23 protein-coding genes are annotated in these 15,362 nt (G+C 63.0%); all 23 read left to right on the top strand.

Features of this window, described 5'->3' with window-relative positions:
• The 23 genes from AB3X94_RS37225 (at window position 1) to AB3X94_RS37115 (ending at window position 14,599) form a co-directional block, all read left to right on the top strand.
• Entirely contained in the window at window positions 1–837 is an 837-nt protein-coding gene (locus AB3X94_RS37225; protein WP_368614135.1) for a phage baseplate protein, read from the top strand.
• 42 nt (window positions 838–879) lie between these two features.
• The gene (locus AB3X94_RS37220) at window positions 880–1,182 is read left to right on the top strand and encodes a hypothetical protein (protein ID WP_368614134.1); all 303 of its coding nucleotides are present in this window, start codon (window positions 880–882) and stop codon (window positions 1,180–1,182) included.
• A 50-nt stretch (window positions 1,183–1,232) separates the two neighbouring features.
• On the top strand, window positions 1,233–2,186 hold the full coding sequence (locus AB3X94_RS37215) for a hypothetical protein (protein ID WP_368614133.1): 954 nt from the start codon (window positions 1,233–1,235) through the stop codon (window positions 2,184–2,186).
• Window positions 2,107–2,883 (top strand): Gp138 family membrane-puncturing spike protein, encoded by a 777-nt coding sequence (locus AB3X94_RS37210; RefSeq protein WP_368614132.1) that lies wholly within the window; start codon window positions 2,107–2,109, stop codon window positions 2,881–2,883. The genes AB3X94_RS37215 and AB3X94_RS37210 overlap by 80 nt, the downstream gene beginning before the upstream one ends.
• 133 nt (window positions 2,884–3,016) lie before the next feature.
• The gene (locus tag AB3X94_RS37205) at window positions 3,017–3,385 is read left to right on the top strand and encodes a hypothetical protein (RefSeq protein WP_368614131.1); all 369 of its coding nucleotides are present in this window, start codon (window positions 3,017–3,019) and stop codon (window positions 3,383–3,385) included.
• Window positions 3,366–4,517 carry a baseplate J/gp47 family protein gene (locus tag AB3X94_RS37200; RefSeq protein WP_368614130.1) on the top strand — a complete coding sequence of 384 codons (1,152 nt, stop codon included), beginning with the start codon at window positions 3,366–3,368 and terminating at the stop codon, window positions 4,515–4,517. Before AB3X94_RS37205 ends, AB3X94_RS37200 begins: the two co-directional genes overlap by 20 nt.
• Entirely contained in the window at window positions 4,517–5,203 is a 687-nt protein-coding gene (locus tag AB3X94_RS37195) for a DUF2612 domain-containing protein (protein WP_368614129.1), read from the top strand. The genes AB3X94_RS37200 and AB3X94_RS37195 overlap by 1 nt, the downstream gene beginning before the upstream one ends.
• Window positions 5,184–6,188 carry a phage tail protein gene (locus AB3X94_RS37190; RefSeq protein WP_368614128.1) on the top strand — a complete coding sequence of 335 codons (1,005 nt, stop codon included), beginning with the start codon at window positions 5,184–5,186 and terminating at the stop codon, window positions 6,186–6,188. The genes AB3X94_RS37195 and AB3X94_RS37190 overlap by 20 nt, the downstream gene beginning before the upstream one ends.
• On the top strand, window positions 6,173–6,589 hold the full coding sequence (locus AB3X94_RS37185) for a phage tail assembly chaperone (protein WP_368614127.1): 417 nt from the start codon (window positions 6,173–6,175) through the stop codon (window positions 6,587–6,589). The genes AB3X94_RS37190 and AB3X94_RS37185 overlap by 16 nt, the downstream gene beginning before the upstream one ends.
• Window positions 6,590–8,671, top strand: a complete 2,082-nt coding sequence (locus AB3X94_RS37180) for a hypothetical protein (protein ID WP_368614126.1) — start codon at window positions 6,590–6,592, stop codon at window positions 8,669–8,671. It abuts the gene before it with no gap.
• An 11-nt stretch (window positions 8,672–8,682) separates the two neighbouring features.
• A complete protein-coding gene (locus AB3X94_RS37175; protein ID WP_368614125.1) occupies window positions 8,683–9,252 on the top strand; it encodes a hypothetical protein in 570 nt (189 codons plus the stop codon).
• Window positions 9,253–9,320: 68 nt separating this feature from the next.
• Window positions 9,321–10,268, top strand: a complete 948-nt coding sequence (locus tag AB3X94_RS37170; protein WP_368614124.1) for a hypothetical protein — start codon at window positions 9,321–9,323, stop codon at window positions 10,266–10,268.
• A 12-nt stretch (window positions 10,269–10,280) separates the two neighbouring features.
• Window positions 10,281–10,472, top strand: a complete 192-nt coding sequence (locus AB3X94_RS37165; protein ID WP_368614123.1) for a hypothetical protein — start codon at window positions 10,281–10,283, stop codon at window positions 10,470–10,472.
• Between the two features lie 98 nt (window positions 10,473–10,570).
• Complete coding sequence (locus AB3X94_RS37160) at window positions 10,571–10,825, top strand: hypothetical protein (protein ID WP_368614122.1); 255 nt, start codon at window positions 10,571–10,573, stop codon at window positions 10,823–10,825.
• A 115-nt stretch (window positions 10,826–10,940) separates the two neighbouring features.
• Window positions 10,941–11,615, top strand: coding sequence for a division plane positioning ATPase MipZ (locus tag AB3X94_RS37155; RefSeq protein WP_368614121.1), 675 nt, complete (start codon window positions 10,941–10,943; stop codon window positions 11,613–11,615).
• The gene (locus AB3X94_RS37150) at window positions 11,612–11,965 is read left to right on the top strand and encodes a hypothetical protein (RefSeq protein WP_368614120.1); all 354 of its coding nucleotides are present in this window, start codon (window positions 11,612–11,614) and stop codon (window positions 11,963–11,965) included. Before AB3X94_RS37155 ends, AB3X94_RS37150 begins: the two co-directional genes overlap by 4 nt.
• 207 nt (window positions 11,966–12,172) lie before the next feature.
• Window positions 12,173–12,487, top strand: coding sequence for a hypothetical protein (locus tag AB3X94_RS37145; RefSeq protein WP_368614119.1), 315 nt, complete (start codon window positions 12,173–12,175; stop codon window positions 12,485–12,487).
• Between the two features lie 22 nt (window positions 12,488–12,509).
• The gene (locus tag AB3X94_RS37140; RefSeq protein WP_368614118.1) at window positions 12,510–12,677 is read left to right on the top strand and encodes a hypothetical protein; all 168 of its coding nucleotides are present in this window, start codon (window positions 12,510–12,512) and stop codon (window positions 12,675–12,677) included.
• A 2-nt stretch (window positions 12,678–12,679) separates the two neighbouring features.
• Window positions 12,680–12,853, top strand: coding sequence for a hypothetical protein (locus AB3X94_RS37135; RefSeq protein WP_368614117.1), 174 nt, complete (start codon window positions 12,680–12,682; stop codon window positions 12,851–12,853).
• A gap of 5 nt (window positions 12,854–12,858) precedes the next feature.
• Window positions 12,859–13,269, top strand: a complete 411-nt coding sequence (locus AB3X94_RS37130; protein ID WP_368614116.1) for a hypothetical protein — start codon at window positions 12,859–12,861, stop codon at window positions 13,267–13,269.
• 1 nt (window position 13,270) lies between these two features.
• Window positions 13,271–13,483 carry a hypothetical protein gene (locus tag AB3X94_RS37125; RefSeq protein WP_368614115.1) on the top strand — a complete coding sequence of 71 codons (213 nt, stop codon included), beginning with the start codon at window positions 13,271–13,273 and terminating at the stop codon, window positions 13,481–13,483.
• 41 nt (window positions 13,484–13,524) lie between these two features.
• Complete coding sequence (locus tag AB3X94_RS37120) at window positions 13,525–14,091, top strand: hypothetical protein (protein ID WP_368614114.1); 567 nt, start codon at window positions 13,525–13,527, stop codon at window positions 14,089–14,091.
• A 46-nt stretch (window positions 14,092–14,137) separates the two neighbouring features.
• Window positions 14,138–14,599 carry a hypothetical protein gene (locus AB3X94_RS37115; RefSeq protein ID WP_368614113.1) on the top strand — a complete coding sequence of 154 codons (462 nt, stop codon included), beginning with the start codon at window positions 14,138–14,140 and terminating at the stop codon, window positions 14,597–14,599.
• Window positions 14,600–15,362: the final 763 nt, after the last annotated feature.

Here is a 15,362-nt window from a genome sequence, read left to right as displayed (position 1 = left end):
GTGGACGTATACGTGATTTCCCGTGCGATTGGTACGGTGCATATTGACCAGACCTCGCGCGAGTCCCATGAGTCAACGATGCGGGTGAGCGATAACCCGGTGGAAAGCGGGGCGGTCATCGCAGACCATGCGGCGCTCGAACCGCGACGGCTCACGATAAGCGGGCAGATGGTGGACTGGCTCCCGGCTGGGGTCAACTATGAGGCTGCGCAGATGATCGCGCCGCGCACGAGCATCGATTTTCTCAACTACATCAGCCTGCCCGCGCCCGTGCAGACCTTCACCAACGAGACGCGGCTACAGGCGGCACGCGTGTCGGGCATGGCCGCGCCCTATGCGAGCTACTTCCCGGCACTCAGTCTCGCGCGCCCGCTCGCGCCGTGGCTCCCTGACTTCGCGCCAGCCTCGACGCTCGACCTGTCCGCAGGCACGCTGCGCGTCGAGCAATGTTTTGACAATCTGCGCATGGTGCAGCGCTCTGGCGATCCGGTCGTCATCGTCACGGGCTCCCAGCAGTACGAAAACATGCTGCTCATCGCAGTCTCGATGGATCAGCACTTCGACGGCAGCGCGACGCTGGAGATTGCGGCGCGTGAGCTTTTCATCGTTGAGACCCAGACCGTGTCGGGCATCACGGTCGCGGGTGCGCCCGGTGGCGGCACCAAGCCCGCAGGCGCGAGCAAGAACATGAGCGGGCGCGCGTCGGCGCAGGCGGCGGCCGTCGCTAACAAGGGCAACATCAAGACGCCGGAAGTAACACCCGGCAGGCAGTCGGCGCTCGACTTCATGCTTCACCCTGGGCGCGCGTGGCGCGCCACCGAGCAGACAAACGGGTAAGCCGTGAACCTTATCCCCGCAGACTCAACGGTTAATCAGGCGATGACCGTGCGCTTTAACGGCGAAATACTTCAGTTCACCATCGTCTGGAACAGCGTCGGCCAGCACTGGTACGCGAACATACTGGACGTCTCAACGGGCCAATGGATCGCGCAGTACATGCCACTCGTGGTCGGCATCCCGCTCGGCCAGCGGCTCGGCCGCGCATGGGTTCTGTTGCTGCTCGATGCGTCGGCCGCGTTCCTCGATCCGATGAGCGTGGATGACATGGGCAAGCGCTGCGTGCTTGCCATCGATACCCTCGAATCGGTGCTTGCAACCATCGCGGCGGAGCTTGGCCAGTGAGGCAGTTCGGGCGACGCTTCGAGCTGGTAATCGGTTCAAGCTCGGACGGCATGCTCATCAATAACCTACGCATGTCGTTCGACGTGCGCAAAACCATCGACAAGAACCCGAACCCGGCGAAGGTCATGGTCTATAACCTCACGCGCGAGCACATGAGCGCGCTGTTGGAAAAGCGGTGGACGGTCATGTCGCTGTCGGTCGGCTATGAGGCATTGCGGCTCATTTTCGCGGGCGACATCGTGCGCGCGAACGTGTCGCGCGACGGCATGGACTTCATCACCGAGCTTGAATGCGGCGACGGCAATACGGCCTACAGCAGCGCGCGGGTGAACATGGTGATGCCCGCAGGCACAACGGACGCGGAGGCGGCGGTCGCGCTCACGAGCACCATGCCGGGTGTGACGCGCGGGCCGATGGCCGTCACGCGCACGCTGGCGAGCGCACGGCCGCGCGTGTACTCGGGCAATACCCGCGACCATCTTTCCAACCTCGCGCGGGCCAACGGCGCGGACTGGTCCATACAGGACGGCGAACTCACGATGCTACCCGCGTCCGCTGTGACGGCCGACGAAGGGCCGCTCATTTCGCAGGACACGGGCATGGTGGGAATGCCGCAGCAGTCCGATGACGGGCTCGAAGTGCGCTGCCTGTGCAATCCCGAGCTTCACATAGGCGGGCTCGTGCGCGTGCAATCGATCCTGCCGCACTACTCGGGCGACTTCAAGATCGTTGGCTTGCAGCACGCTGGTGACTCGATGGAGGGCGACTGGCTCTCCACCATCACATGCGTGGGCGGGATTTTTCAGAAGGTGGAGCGCAAGACGGCGGTCGGCGCGGGCGCGAGTGCCGGCGACGATATCGACATCATGGAACCGGACGAGTACTACGCCACGCATCCGTGGATGCCGCGCGTGTACAGCGTGGATGCGCTACTCGCAAGGAAATCGTATGGGCTCAGAAAATTACCCGTGGACAGGCGGCGGTTTCAATCGCGCGCTCGATGAGCACGGGGAGAACGTCAAGCGCGAGGTGCGCGTGGCGATGCCGGGGCGCATCGTGTCGTTTGATCCGGCGTCCATCACCGCGACCGTGCAACTTATGATCGACCAGCAGCTCGCGGACGGCTCGCGCGACGCGTATCCCGAGCTTGGCGTGGTCCCCGTCTATACGCTACGCGGCGGCAACTATATCTGCACCATGCCCATAGCGCCCGGCGACCCGTGCCTCGTCATTTTCGGGGACCGGTGCATCGACTCGTGGCAGCAGAGTGAGTCGCAGGACATGCCCGCGGACTACCGGCTCCACGACCTGTCGGACGGCTTTGCGCTCGTCGGCCCGACGCCGCTGCCGCGCGCAGTACCGGGCTATAACGCCCAGAGCGCTGCGCTGCGAAGCGTGGACGGGCAGCAGCGGGTGCAACTGGACCCGGACGGCACCATCACGCAGGCCAACGCGGCGGGCTCAACCGTGCTCAACGGCGCGGGGCAGTTTGTCATCAACGCACCGGCCGGGATCGTGCTCAATGGCAATACCCACCTCATAGGAGATCTTTCGAGTCAGGCGGGCAACGGCGGTGCGGGCAATGCAACGATGGCCAATATCATGCGCGCGCTCGACGTGGCGACGGCGCACGTCGCAAGCCATGACACTCATTTTCACGACGACCCGCAGGGCGGCTCCGTGAGCCCGCCCCGCAATTAGGTTTTCCGGCCAGGCCCCCGCAGAGCCGTAAGAAGCTGGCCGATCCCGACGCGTTCACCCTTCACGCGTCGGACTTTGTATCTCAGGTCGCGCCCGGTAACGGGGTGCGACCTTTTTTTATGGGCGCGCGCAAATGAAAGTCAGGCGACTTGACCATTTCGGGGACTGGACGTTCGGACAGGGTCTTTCCAATTATGCGGATGGCAGTGAATCCACACAGCAGCGCGTGCGAACGCGCCTGCTCTCGTTCCTGCGCGACTGGTTTCTCGACCTCACCCACGGCATGCCGTGGCTCGACGACTTTGAGCGACCCGGCAACCTCGTAGACATTGAGCGCGCCGCGCGCTTGACCATCCTGCAGACGGTGGGCGTCGCGCGGCTCGACGACCTGATACTCGATCTGTCCGAGGACCGCGTGCTCACCATGCAGGTATCGATTGCAACGACCGACGACGACACGCTCGATCTTACGGTGGTGAACAATGGGCCAACTAACGCCTGACGGCTTTGTCGTTCGGCGGCTCGACGCCATTATTGCCGAACTGGACGCGGGCATGAAGGCGATATACGGGATCGACATCAACACCGACCCGGACTCGCCAGATGGGCAGGCCATCGGACTATGGTCGCAGGCGCTCGCGGACCTGGAAGAACTCGCCGGCGAGATGTGGCGGCAGATGGACCCGGACTATGCAAGCGGCCCGAACCTGGACCGTATCGTTGCTTTCGCGGGCATCCGCCGTGTACGCAGTAGCGTCTCGTGGCTGCGGGGCGTCATCCTGTCGGGCGCGGCCTTCACGCCCATCAATACCGATGCGATGGTGCGCGATCCGACCGGCGCGCTGTGGCGCTCCACTGAAGTGGTGCAGCTCAACGCCAACGGCTCGGCGCGGCTCGACTTCCAGAGCGACCAGCCGGGAGCCTATCCCGTGGGCTCCAATGTCGAACTGGAGATTGTGTCGGGCGTCGCGGGCTGGCGAACGGCGGTCACGTCGCAGGCGTCAGACATCGGCGCGGACGAGGAACAGGACCCGGCGCTGCGCTCGCGCTTCTACCTGAGCCGCGAGCGGCCCGCGTTCGATGACGTGAGCGGGATGCGCGCGAACCTGCTCGCCGTGACCGGCGTTATCGGCGTGGAGGTGTTCGAGAATTATGGCGAGACGACAGACGCCAACGGCGTCGCGCCGCATAGCATCAATGCAGTCGTGGACGGGGGCGACGACGAGGCAATAGGCACCGTTATCCTGAACCGCAAGCCAATGGGCACGGGGATGCAGGGCGAACAGACCGTGATGGTGCTCGACCGGCATAACCGTGGGCGGCTTATCCACTTCGACCGCCCGACGCGCGTGCCGATCTACGTGACCGCGCTCGTTGAGCGGCGGCTGAACTTCACCGACATCGATACCGATGCGATTGCGCGGGCACTCGCGAGCACGATCTTTACCATTGGTGAGCCCGTGATCTACACAGAACTCTACGGCGTCATGTATCAGGTGCCGGGTTTTATCGTGCGCGACTTGCAGATTGGCACTGCACCCAATGCGCTTACGGACGCGGACATTATTGTCGGCCCGCGCGATAAGCCCGTGATCGACGCGGCAGACGTGTTCATTACCGTGATCGCAACGTAATGGCCTACGCTGACCTGATTATCTGGCAGTACCGGGGCCAGCCGCGCGCACGCGCGCACGCGCAACTCATCGACTCGATGGTCGCGCCTACGTGGTCCGGCTTTCAGGCGATGCTCGGCACCTACGACATCGACCGCGCTGTGGGCATCAGCCTCGACGTGATCGGCCGCATTGTGGGCGTCTCGCGCATCCTCGCCGGCGCACTGCCGCGCAAGTTCTTTGGCTTTGAGGACAACCCGTATGCGGGGCCGTTCCAGCACGGGCAGACACCGGGCGGCGTGTGGTATCGCTACGGTGCAGCGCTCTCCGACAGCGCCTCGGCCAGCGATGACGAGATGCGAACGTTGATCCGGCTGAAAGTCATCAAGAATTACCAGACCGGCACGCTGCCCAATCTCATGCAGGCGCTGACCGTGCTGCTTGGCGGCCCGTTCGCCAACGCAAACGACAACTACGACATGACCGTCACCATCTACGCGATCTCCTCGCGGGTGACGCCCTTTGTGCGCTTCGTGCTTGAGCGCATGGACATCCTGCCGCGCCCGGTCGGCGTGCGGCTCATCCTCAACACCGATTTTGACTTTGATCCAACGGTGTTCACGACGATTCACCGCATTGTCAACGTGACGATGCCGCAGGCTCTGCAACGCATTCAGGACTTCGCAAATGCTAACAGCACTGGTTAACCGGCCGGTCGAACAGGTGTTTGCCTCGAACGCGCACGTTGGCGAACTCATCGCGTTTCCCAACGTACCGCGTGGCTGGGGACTCACGTTCGACTCGCCCGACAATGGCGGCAACGGCGGCTTTCCTCCCGTCGAATGGGTCAACGGGCTCTGGAACGAGCTGTATAACGCGGCTCAATACTTCCTTCAGCGCGGCGTGGCCGAGTGGGCGACGACGACGCTCTACGCGCCCGGTTCGCTCGTGTCTCAGGGCGAGCGCATCTACCGGGCGCGGCGCGCGCATAGCGGTGTGACACCGGGCACCGACCCGAACACCTGGGCACTGCTCGCGGACGCCGCGGACTCTGTGCAGCTCGCGCCTCCCGGTATGGTCGGGCTCTTTGCGAACCCGATTGCGCCTGCGGGCTGGCTGAAAATGAATGGCGCTGCGCTCCCGCGTGCAAGCTATCAGGCGCTCTTTGCTGCAATCGGCACGACTTACGGCGCACCGGACGGCAACACATTCAACCTGCCCGATGCCCGAGGCGAATTTCTCAGGGCGTGGGATGACGGGCGGGGCGTCGATAGCGGGCGCGGCTTTGGAACATGGCAGGGCGAGGACATGCACCCGCACTGGCACACGGGCACGGCGCTCGCAGTGGGTGACCACTGGCACGCCGCGACCGCGTGGACGGATGGACAGGGCTTTCATGGTCATGCCGTGATTGATTACGGCCACTATCACTTGACCGGCGGCATCGTGACCAATCAGCCCGGCACCGATCTGCACGGCGGCGGACTCACCAATCGTGACACGCTGGTTATTGACGCCATTCGGCCCGCGATGACCGGCATCGGGATCGCGGGCGACGGCCTGCACGCGCATAACGTGGGCGTCTCCATCGGCGCGGCGGGCGCTCACGCGCACTCGGTCGTCACCGACTGGCAGGGCATCACGGAAACGCGGCCGCGAAATATCGCGTGGCTCGCGTGCATCAAGTACTGACCATGCGCGTCTACAGCTATCACCCGCAGACGGGCGCATACGTGGGCGCGGAGGAAGCCGACGAGGATCCGATGAATCCGGGGCAATACCTCATCCCGGCGCACGCGACGACGAAAGCGCCGCCTGTTGGTGGCTTCGTGTGCTTTGACGAGCAGACGGGCGAGTGGCGCATCGACGAGACGCACACGCGGGAAGTAGCCATGCGCGAAGTCGCGCAGGAGCTTTCCATTGTGGGCTCGCTCATCGACGAGCAGGCCGACCTCGTTGCCGCGTCGCTGCCCGGTGCGGACGCCGACTACCTGCTACGCCTGCGCGTGTACCGCGTGAAACTGCGCGAGCTGCCCCGGCGCGCGGGCTTTCCCAATGTCGAATGGCCGACGCTGCCCGGAAAGGAGGCGTAAATGTCCGATGTCATGACCGATCTGCCCTCGCTCGTCGCTGAGTTCGAGCTTGACCGGCAGCGCGTCAATGTGTGGGTCAATGGCGACGAGGACACCGACTACACGACCGCAGACAACGTGCTCGTGCCGTCGATCCGCAAGGTCGTCGCGAACGTCGAACTCATGATCGCGCCTGATGTGGCGGCGATCACCGCAGGGGCGACCACGGCAACGAACGCAGCGAGCGCTGCGAACGCGTCAGCCGCAGCCGCGCTACAGAGCGAAAACAATGCGGCGGCGTCGGCCCAGACGTCCACAAACAACGCGCAGGCAACGCAGACCGATGCGGCCAACGCGCTCGACTCGATGCAGCGCGCGGAGGCGGCGGCGACGAGCGCAGGCAGCGCACGCGACACGGTGCTCATCGCGCAGGGCAACGTGCAGCAGAACGCAACAGCAGCCGCGCAGAGCGCAACGCAGGCGGCGGGGAGTGCAACGGCCGCGGCCGATAGCGCAACGGCAAGCGGCGAGCACGCGGCGGCTGCGCTCGCCTCGCAGCAGGCGGCAGCGCAAAGCGCTGGGCAGGCATCGAGCGCCGAGGCAGCAGCAAGCCAGTCCGAGGCGAACGCCGCCCAAAGCGCCGCCGATGCGGCTCAGAGCGAAGCGAACGCCGCGCAGAGCGCGACCGACGCCGAGGCGAGCGCGCAGCGCGTGGAGAACATCGGCGGGCTGCTTGAGATTGACCTGTCGGGCGGCGACCGGGTGCTGACGCCGACCGAGACACTAAGCGTGATTTTCCGGCTCGTGGGCGAGCTTGATGCCGATCGCTCGGTGACGTTCGACGGCCCGGCGAACTTCGTCGTGCAGAACCTCACGACCGGCGATTTCTCCGTCACGCTGCGCGTCGCGGGCGCGGACACAGCGACGGTCGTCGTGCAGCAGGGCATCGCGCAGAACTTCTTTTCCGACGCTAGCGGCGTCTATGCCACCTCAGCGACCACCGAGAGCACGCAGCCTAATTCGCTGTGGTACACGCTCGGTGCGTCCGATGTAGTTGGTTCGTTCGCAGACGGCGACCTGTCAATCCGCACGCCGGGATTTACCGCGCCATTCGTGCGTGTCGTGCGCAATGGCCTGTCGGCCACGCGCGGCAAGCACTACACGCTCAACGGCGACAGCATCCATATCGACTTCGCGGACCCGCTCAACGCCAACGACGAGATTGAAGTGCAGACGCAGGGCGTGACGACCGGCTCATCCTTCACCGTTCCGTCGATTGTGTGGGTGCAGCCTGCGGCGGGCGCGAGCTTCGTGTCTTTCCCGCATACGGTCGGCTTCGCGTGGCTCATGCTGCGCGGCGTGTTTCTTGTCGCGGGCACGGACTATACGGACGACCCGACCGGGTTCTTTCTCGTGGGCTTCACGGCTGACGGCTCGGAGAAGTTCGGCGTGCTCGCGCTCGCGCCGATAACGATTGCCGATTGCCTCAAGCGCTCGGCCAACCTGTCGGACGTGCAGGACCGTATAGCGGCATGTAAGACACTCGGCGTCGGGCGCATATTGCTTGACGCGCGGAACGCGACGGGCAATACGGTTATTGCTTTTACTAACCTGACTGACTTCGATGTCTACGAGCTGGTGATGGAGGGCGCGCTTCCCGCGCTCGACAATCAGAATTTCGCTTTCCAGTTTTCCAATGACAACGGCGCGACGTGGATCGGCACGCCAAATTATCGGATCGCACTGACCTTCGTTTCATCCACTCCCAGCTCGCCCGTCACGAGCGGACCCGAGAACGAGCTAACCACGATAAACCCGTGGTCCGGCGCGTCCAACAATGCCGGCAGTCCCATTTACGCCTCATACGAAGCGACTTACATTTTTTCATCGTTTAGCGATCCCGCCCGTTTCCCGTCGATGCGCTGGCAAATGGCAGGCACGGTGCCGGGACCCACTATCTCGCGAGGACAGACAGTCGGCGTGGGTGAGCTTGTCGCGTTTTCCGGCTTGCCCATCAATGCCTTTCGTATCTATGTCGGTGCTGGCGGGTTCCAGCGCGGCAAGTTCATGCTCTACGGCTTGCCCTCAAGCCTGCCGAACTGAACGGGGGACCTATGTCGAAAAACCTCACGCTCGCGCGGCTTGGCGATGTCGTCGCGCCCGAGACGCTTCTGTTTTCGGGTTCCCTGATCGGCGAGACTCAATACTCGATCTATCAGATAGACCCCTCTTTCGAGACGATCCGGCTCGTCGTGTCGTGCGCCTTTCCAACAGGCGGCACCAACAACGCGCTGGTTATGCAATTCGGGATGCCGGTCGTCGGCTGGTGGAATACGCCCGGAATGTATCTGAACCGGCATACGCTTTCGGTCTCACCCGAGACGGGCATTAATGCCTACGACGCCCCGCAAAACGCCTACGCCGTGCTCGGCGGCGGCTCGGATGCTGGCGGCTATATCGACATGGACATGCGGATTTACCGGCACCCGAACAACCCCGGCCGGCCGATCACATGGAATGGTCACGGCCCGTTCCGCAACACCGCAGCCTTCGGTACGGTCTGGATCGGCGGCTGGTGTAGCGGCGCTCGCTCAGTCGGGCAAATGATGGACCGTTTCGTCCTTATGTGGGATACGGGCGTCACATTCGGCGGCGGCCAGCTGACGGTTATCGGATGCAAGTAAGGGAGAGCCCGCCAATGTTTTCACTCACGAAGCTCTCGGCGCTGCTCGATCTGTTCGGCGGTGCGCGCGTGCCGTTCGCAAACCGCAACCTCTTTGTAGACGGCGCGCTCGATCACTGGACCACGAATTCAGCGCCACTCAATACGCTCGCGACCGCGTACAACGGGACCACCCTCTGGCATTCCCGCGCTGGCGAGGGCGGTGCGGGCACGATCTCACTGATGACTGTCAACGGCGAGCCGCAGCGAGGGCTTTTTGACTGCGCGCGGCTCGCGTATTTCGCGCGCTTCTCCCAGACCACCGCAAGCACCGGAACCTTCGCCGCCCGCACGCTCCCGGTTTTCCGTCAGTGTTGCGAGTACGCGGATCTCGCGGCCGGTCGCACGCTCACGATTTCCGCGAAGCTGCGCACGCCAACGGGCGCAAAAAAGGTCGTCGGCATACAGGCGGCACAGGTTTTCGGAATAACGGCCGGGACGGTGGAGTTTTCGAAAGCCGTAGCGTGGGATTTAACGACGACCTTCAAACGGTACTCCGCACGGATTGACGTCCCGGCTATCGTGGCCGGCCAGCCGTTCGATTTTCCGGCACATTACTTCTCGGCCGGCCTGATGTTCGATCCGGCCGTCGGCGACGTGGACATTGCGGAGCTACAGCTCGAATTGTCCTCACCGCATAGCTCGGACAATCTGAGCGGAGCTGGCGGTGCACCGACGACTTTCGAGTATCGAGGTTTTGGGCCCGAGCTTGCGCGCGTGCAACGGTTCTATGAAATTCTCCCGCCCTTTGTGATTTATCTCTCGGCCAGCGCGAGCGGCGTTCCGGGTTGGAGCGTGCCGTTTTACACCAAACGCGCACCTCCCGCGATGTCGGCTGCGGTGAATCTCATCAATGCGACTGGATGGAGCATCCAGGGCGTCTCCGTGAATTCCTTTATGTTCACGATGACAGTGACGGCGCAGGGATGGTACAGCGTGACCAATAGCGGCGATTGGATCGCCGACGCTCGTCTTTAAGGAGGTGACACCATGAGCACGAAGAACTGGATTCAAGGCGCGATCAAAAAGCCCGGCGCGCTGCGCCGCACGCTCGGCGTGAAGCAGGGAGAAACCATTCCGGTCAAAAAGCTCAACAAGGTCACAGCGGAAGGAAGCAAGGCAAGCGCGACAACCAAGCGCCGCGCGAACCTCGCCAAGACGCTGCGGAGCTTTCACAAATAGGGCGGAATGGTTGCGCAGTAGTTGTGATGGAGAGCACTGCTATGATATGCGCGTGTATAAAATGAAAAGAGGGCGCGGGCATGTCGCGGTGGTCGATCATGGGCGAGAAAATTTTCCATCACAGTATTCCGGTACGGCACGCGATGCTCGTGGACGACGAGACGCTGTGCTATTTCCTCTCGCCTGACGGCGACATCGAGCCCGCGGCAGAGATCCGCGCGGACCTCGTGATCCGCAATGCGCGCGGCCACAAGTGGATCGCGATTGGGCATTGCACCAACTTCGATCCCGCGACCGGGTGCCTCGGCCACGCGCGCGAGGAACTGGAAGCGCGGGCGCTCGTGCGGCCGTAGCCGCCCTCTCCCGATCCCCGCAAGGCCCGTGCTACAAGGCGCGGGCCTTTTTGTTTGCGCTTCCCGTACTGTCGAATGATATGATAGTAACGTATAACAAAGCATAGGCCACCATATGACAGCAACTATCACCGTGGTCGGGGGCCAGAAGGGCGGCACCGGCAAGTCGATGATTACCGGCAACCTCGCGGCGTGCTTCGCGCGCAAGGGCGCGAAGGTGGGCATCATCGACACCGACTACTCGCAGAACACGACGGACAAGTGGCACATCGCGCGCAGCGGCCAGCCTGATGCAGCGCGCATAGATTGCGAGGTTCGCACGGGTCGCGACATGGACGTCCAACTAGACGCGTGGCTCGACGAGTACGATCATATTTTCGTCGATACGAACGGGTCGGACTCCTACGAATTACGCAAGGCACTTACTCGGGCCAATTGGTTCATTACGCCCGTGAAGCCGCACCCGTCAGATAACTGGACGCTCGGCACCATCGAGGCGCTGCTCGTGGGCGCGCGGGAAGTCAATCCCGAGCTTCGCGGTCGTGTCGTGCTCTCGTGCGTGACCACGCACCCGGCGCGGCGGGATCTGGAGCTGAAGGCGACTCTGGCCGCGCTCGAAACATTCAAAGAACTCCGGGGACTTTTGTGCGGCACCATCATCAGTGATCGCACGGCTTACCCGGACGCGTGGGGCGCCGGGCGAAGCGTGACCGAGCTGCGTGTCGGCCGTGACTCGCGCAGCGCTATGGATGAGATCGACAAACTGTACTCGGAGATTTATACGTCATGAGCAAACAGCTCAATCACCTGACGCCCACGCGTGGCAACAGCAGCAGCGACGACCGTAGCGCCGCCGCCGAGCACTTCGCCGCCGGCGCAGACTTGCATCATTCGCCAGCATCGAGAAAGGCGCGTCCCGCGTTCAAGGCGGGCGAACTCGACTTCCTCACGCTGCCGCACGACCGCGAGTGGAACATTGTCAACGTGCGACTCACCGACCGCGAGAAGGAAGCGCTCAAGTGGCTCTCGGACAACTCGCCCGACTCCATGCACACGATCTGCAAGCGCGTGGTGAAGGACGAGATTAACCGGCTGCTGCGGGAGAAGGGCATCAAGGAAATCGGCCCCGTGGAAAAGTGATTGACTCATTGCTCGCGCTGTGATTGAAGCGCTTTAAAGTGAGCTTTCAACGCCGTAAGGTTTTCACCTGCCAACAAAAGTAGTGGGAAAACTGGCAGCGGGGAACTGTCTGAACTATATTCCGTAAGGCTTCGCGGATGAATGCACGGTTCCTGTTTAGGGAACCGTGCAACACAATGCACCTCACCCCTCGACCGGGAGGAAGCCATGTATAACGCAGGCGGTGCGAAATTTGCACTCGTCGGCCAGATCGGCGGCATCCCCATTATCCACGACCTGAACGGCGCAAAAAGCGTGACCAACGCAGCCGAGCAGGTCGTCGCGACCGTCCTCGCGCTCTGCGGCGCGAACCGCCCTCAAGCCATCATCTACCGCGACAGCGCGGGCATGTTCGACGCGCTGCGCGTGCGTCACGGCGAGTTCGCCGGTTTCATGATCGTCAACGGCCACACCGACGCCGAAGCATTCAACTGTATCGCCTACTCGCTGCAACCGGCCAGCGAGCGGCCCGCGTGGCAATGACAGCAGCCAGGAGGATGACGTTATGGCATCGAGACTCAGACGCGAGCGCGTGATTGCGAGCCAGCAGGCGCTCGCCAACATGCCGCCCGAGGCGCGACGCGAGGCGCTGCGCAAGGCACGCGCGGAGGGCCGCGTGTATCCGACCAGCGAACAGCGCACCAACGCCAAGCGCACGACGAGAGGGCGATAGCCATGCCGCTCAAACAGGGTTATAGCCAGCGCACGATCCGCTCCAACATCCGCACTGAGCTGAAGGCCGGCCGGCCGATGAAGCAGGCCGTCGCGATCAGTCTCAACACGGCACGCAAGGCCGCGGCGAAGGCGGGGCACCCGGCGCGCGCACCGCGCAAGGGCCGCAAGGGTTAGTGGACGTGCGTTCACTAAACTTTCTCAACCGCTGGCGCGTGCCGCTCTATGGCGACGCGGGCGACCAGTATCACGGCGCGTTCAAGCTGCGCATCCGGCCGACGACGACGCGTATATGGGTCATCGCGGGTTGCGGCGATGGTTGGGAGCATGTGAGCGTGAGCATTGCGAACGAGAAGCGCCTGCCAACGTGGCCCGAGATGGCCTATGTGAAGGCGCTTTTCTTCGATCCCGAGGAAACCGTGATGCAGCTGCACCCGCCGCTCTCCGAGTACGTCAACAACGCCGAGGTGCTGCACCTGTGGCGCCCGCAGGGCGAGACGATACCGCTGCCGCCTAGATGGATGGTCGGCATACCGGGCGCGACGCCCTCGGACATGCCGCGCATCATGACGGCTTTAAGGCACGGGTTCTAGCATGACCGACGCAGCCACGGGCGACCTGAAGCTCGCGCTCGATCTGCTCTGCGTGCTGCGTGCGTGGTACAGGGTGCCGGTCAACCGCAACGATCCGGGCCGCGATAACGAGTTGTTTCCACTTCGACAGATGCGCGGGGGCAGTGCTCAGACCGCGCCACTGTGGCACGCCGTAGAGCTGCTGCTGGGGCGGTATGAGCGTTCCGACAGATAGAAAGTAGTTGGATGGCTTTCATTTCAGGAGAAGGGCTGAAAATGAAAAAAGCAATCGCAACTCTGACTGGCATATCTCCCTACAGCCAGTCCAGACACTACATTACCGAGAAGCTGAACAAGGAGTCGGCACGCGACTACGAGGCGCGCACATGGCGCGACAGGCTGCACGTCGATGGCGAGGACTTCGTGATTATCCCGCCGATGGCGTTCAAGAACTGTCTGTCGGACGCCGCGCGCTATCTCGCGGTGCAGATACCGGGCAAGGGCAAGACGACCTACACGAAACATTTTGAGGCGGGCGTGCTCGTCGTCGAACCGCTGCGCCTGCCGTTCAAGAAAAAGGACGTGGCTGGCGAATGGCAGTTCGTGCCCTCGGACGGCAAGCGCGGCGGCGGCTCACGCGTCGATAAGTGCTTTCCTGTGATCCACACATGGAGCGGTGACGTCGAGTTCCTTGTGCTCGATGACACCATCACACGCGATGTCTTTGAGTATCATCTGAAGCAGGCGGGCAACTTCATCGGCATTGGTCGCTTCAGGCCGCGCAATAACGGCTTCTATGGCCGTTTCCGTCTTGATGGACTCAAGTGGCTGGACTTGGAGTGATGCGAACATGAGCGCTGACTTTACACCGAACCCGGACAGCGATGCCATGCACCTGATGCGCGTGCTCGCGCAGCTCGCGGTGGGCGACGAGATCCGTTATGCGGTTCTATCCGAGAAGATCGGGCGCGACGTGCAGGGCGAGGCGAGGCACTGTCTTGATACCGCACGACGCCGGCTGCTACGCGATGAGCGCCGCGTCTTTGATGTAGTGCGCGACATCGGTTTGCGACGGCTCAACGATTGCGAGATTGTACGCACGGCCGACAGGGCGCGGGCACATATCCGACGCACCGCACGCAAGGCCGCGCGCACGGTGCTCTGTGCTGACTATGCAGCTCTCGACCGTGAGACGCAGGTTCGGCACAACGTCGCATTGAGCGTACTCGCGGTGACCGAGATCATGGCTGGCGAGAAGGCCGCGAAGCGCATCGGCAAAGAGGTCGACCGCTCGGGCCATGAGCTTTCAAGTACGCTGACTGCCGCACTCGCGCTGAAAGATGTAAGCTGAATGGGCCGCATGGCTGCGCGCAACACGACACGGCCCGATATGGCGGGTCGCGGTTCGGCACGATCAGGCTCGATGCGTCAGGACGTAATCCGGCAAGTACAGCGCTAGGCTCGACAGCTCGGCGCACGGCTCGCCTCGGCGTCTCTGGGCTTCGCTCGTCCCGGTCAGGCTCGACAACACGAGACAAGGGCAGTACAGGATTGTTGTGATCTTGCCCGGCATGGCTTGGTCAGGCGCGACATAGCTGGTCCGGTCCGAGTGAGGCTTTGCAAGGCAACACGAGACAAGGGCAGTACAGAATTTTTCACGGCGGAGCGGTGCGGGGCAGCGCAGCGCTTGACTCGGCAGGGCTGGGCAACGCATGGCAAACCGGCTCTCAGCGTGATTCGGCACGGCAGCACAGGACAAGGGTTTTCAATCGCGGCGTGGACAAGACGACGCGATGCTTGGCGGCACATGGACGAGTCATTGTTCGACCGGGCCCGGCACCGCGGGGCATTGCCCGGCTAGGCGACGCGTCACATGGCATTGCTCGGCATAGCAGGACAGCGCAAGGGTTTTTCAAAGGCACGGCCGCGCACCGTGAAGCATGACACGGCGGCTCCAGTCGGCACTTGGCAGCACTCCGCTCGACTTGGCCGCGCGAGACTGAACGCAGCATGACGACGCAAGGGCATTAACTAACCGTACACCCAATTATCGGTTCCAATTTCTCGAATGCCGATATTGGTGATACGGATATTGTCGGGGTCGCGGTCCAGAT

Source organism: Paraburkholderia sp. BR10923, assembly GCF_040948765.1.
GTDB lineage: Bacteria > Pseudomonadota > Gammaproteobacteria > Burkholderiales > Burkholderiaceae > Paraburkholderia > Paraburkholderia youngii.
Note: the sequence above shows the minus strand (reverse complement) of the source record. Positions and strands in the feature narration are given on the sequence as shown.

Bases quoted from the DNA above. Each gene is read 5' to 3' on its own strand.
- AB3X94_RS37120 (WP_368614114.1), top strand. From the start codon at position 13,525: ATGAAAAAAGCAATCGCAACTCTGACTGGCATATCTCCCTACAGCCAG.
- AB3X94_RS37200 (WP_368614130.1), top strand. From the start codon at position 3,366: ATGGGCCAACTAACGCCTGACGGCTTTGTCGTTCGGCGGCTCGACGCC.
- AB3X94_RS37115 (WP_368614113.1), top strand. From the start codon at position 14,138: ATGCACCTGATGCGCGTGCTCGCGCAGCTCGCGGTGGGCGACGAGATC.
- AB3X94_RS37205 (WP_368614131.1), top strand. From the start codon at position 3,017: ATGAAAGTCAGGCGACTTGACCATTTCGGGGACTGGACGTTCGGACAG.
- AB3X94_RS37195 (WP_368614129.1), top strand. From the start codon at position 4,517: ATGGCCTACGCTGACCTGATTATCTGGCAGTACCGGGGCCAGCCGCGC.
- AB3X94_RS37210 (WP_368614132.1), top strand. From the start codon at position 2,107: ATGCGCTACTCGCAAGGAAATCGTATGGGCTCAGAAAATTACCCGTGG.
- AB3X94_RS37125 (WP_368614115.1), top strand. From the start codon at position 13,271: ATGACCGACGCAGCCACGGGCGACCTGAAGCTCGCGCTCGATCTGCTC.
- AB3X94_RS37220 (WP_368614134.1), top strand. From the start codon at position 880: ATGACCGTGCGCTTTAACGGCGAAATACTTCAGTTCACCATCGTCTGG.
- AB3X94_RS37150 (WP_368614120.1), top strand. From the start codon at position 11,612: ATGAGCAAACAGCTCAATCACCTGACGCCCACGCGTGGCAACAGCAGC.
- AB3X94_RS37135 (WP_368614117.1), top strand. From the start codon at position 12,680: ATGCCGCTCAAACAGGGTTATAGCCAGCGCACGATCCGCTCCAACATC.
- AB3X94_RS37140 (WP_368614118.1), top strand. From the start codon at position 12,510: ATGGCATCGAGACTCAGACGCGAGCGCGTGATTGCGAGCCAGCAGGCG.
- AB3X94_RS37190 (WP_368614128.1), top strand. From the start codon at position 5,184: ATGCTAACAGCACTGGTTAACCGGCCGGTCGAACAGGTGTTTGCCTCG.
- AB3X94_RS37165 (WP_368614123.1), top strand. From the start codon at position 10,281: ATGAGCACGAAGAACTGGATTCAAGGCGCGATCAAAAAGCCCGGCGCG.
- AB3X94_RS37160 (WP_368614122.1), top strand. From the start codon at position 10,571: ATGGGCGAGAAAATTTTCCATCACAGTATTCCGGTACGGCACGCGATG.
- AB3X94_RS37180 (WP_368614126.1), top strand. From the start codon at position 6,590: ATGTCCGATGTCATGACCGATCTGCCCTCGCTCGTCGCTGAGTTCGAG.
- AB3X94_RS37155 (WP_368614121.1), top strand. From the start codon at position 10,941: ATGACAGCAACTATCACCGTGGTCGGGGGCCAGAAGGGCGGCACCGGC.
- AB3X94_RS37215 (WP_368614133.1), top strand. From the start codon at position 1,233: ATGCTCATCAATAACCTACGCATGTCGTTCGACGTGCGCAAAACCATC.
- AB3X94_RS37145 (WP_368614119.1), top strand. From the start codon at position 12,173: ATGTATAACGCAGGCGGTGCGAAATTTGCACTCGTCGGCCAGATCGGC.
- AB3X94_RS37175 (WP_368614125.1), top strand. From the start codon at position 8,683: ATGTCGAAAAACCTCACGCTCGCGCGGCTTGGCGATGTCGTCGCGCCC.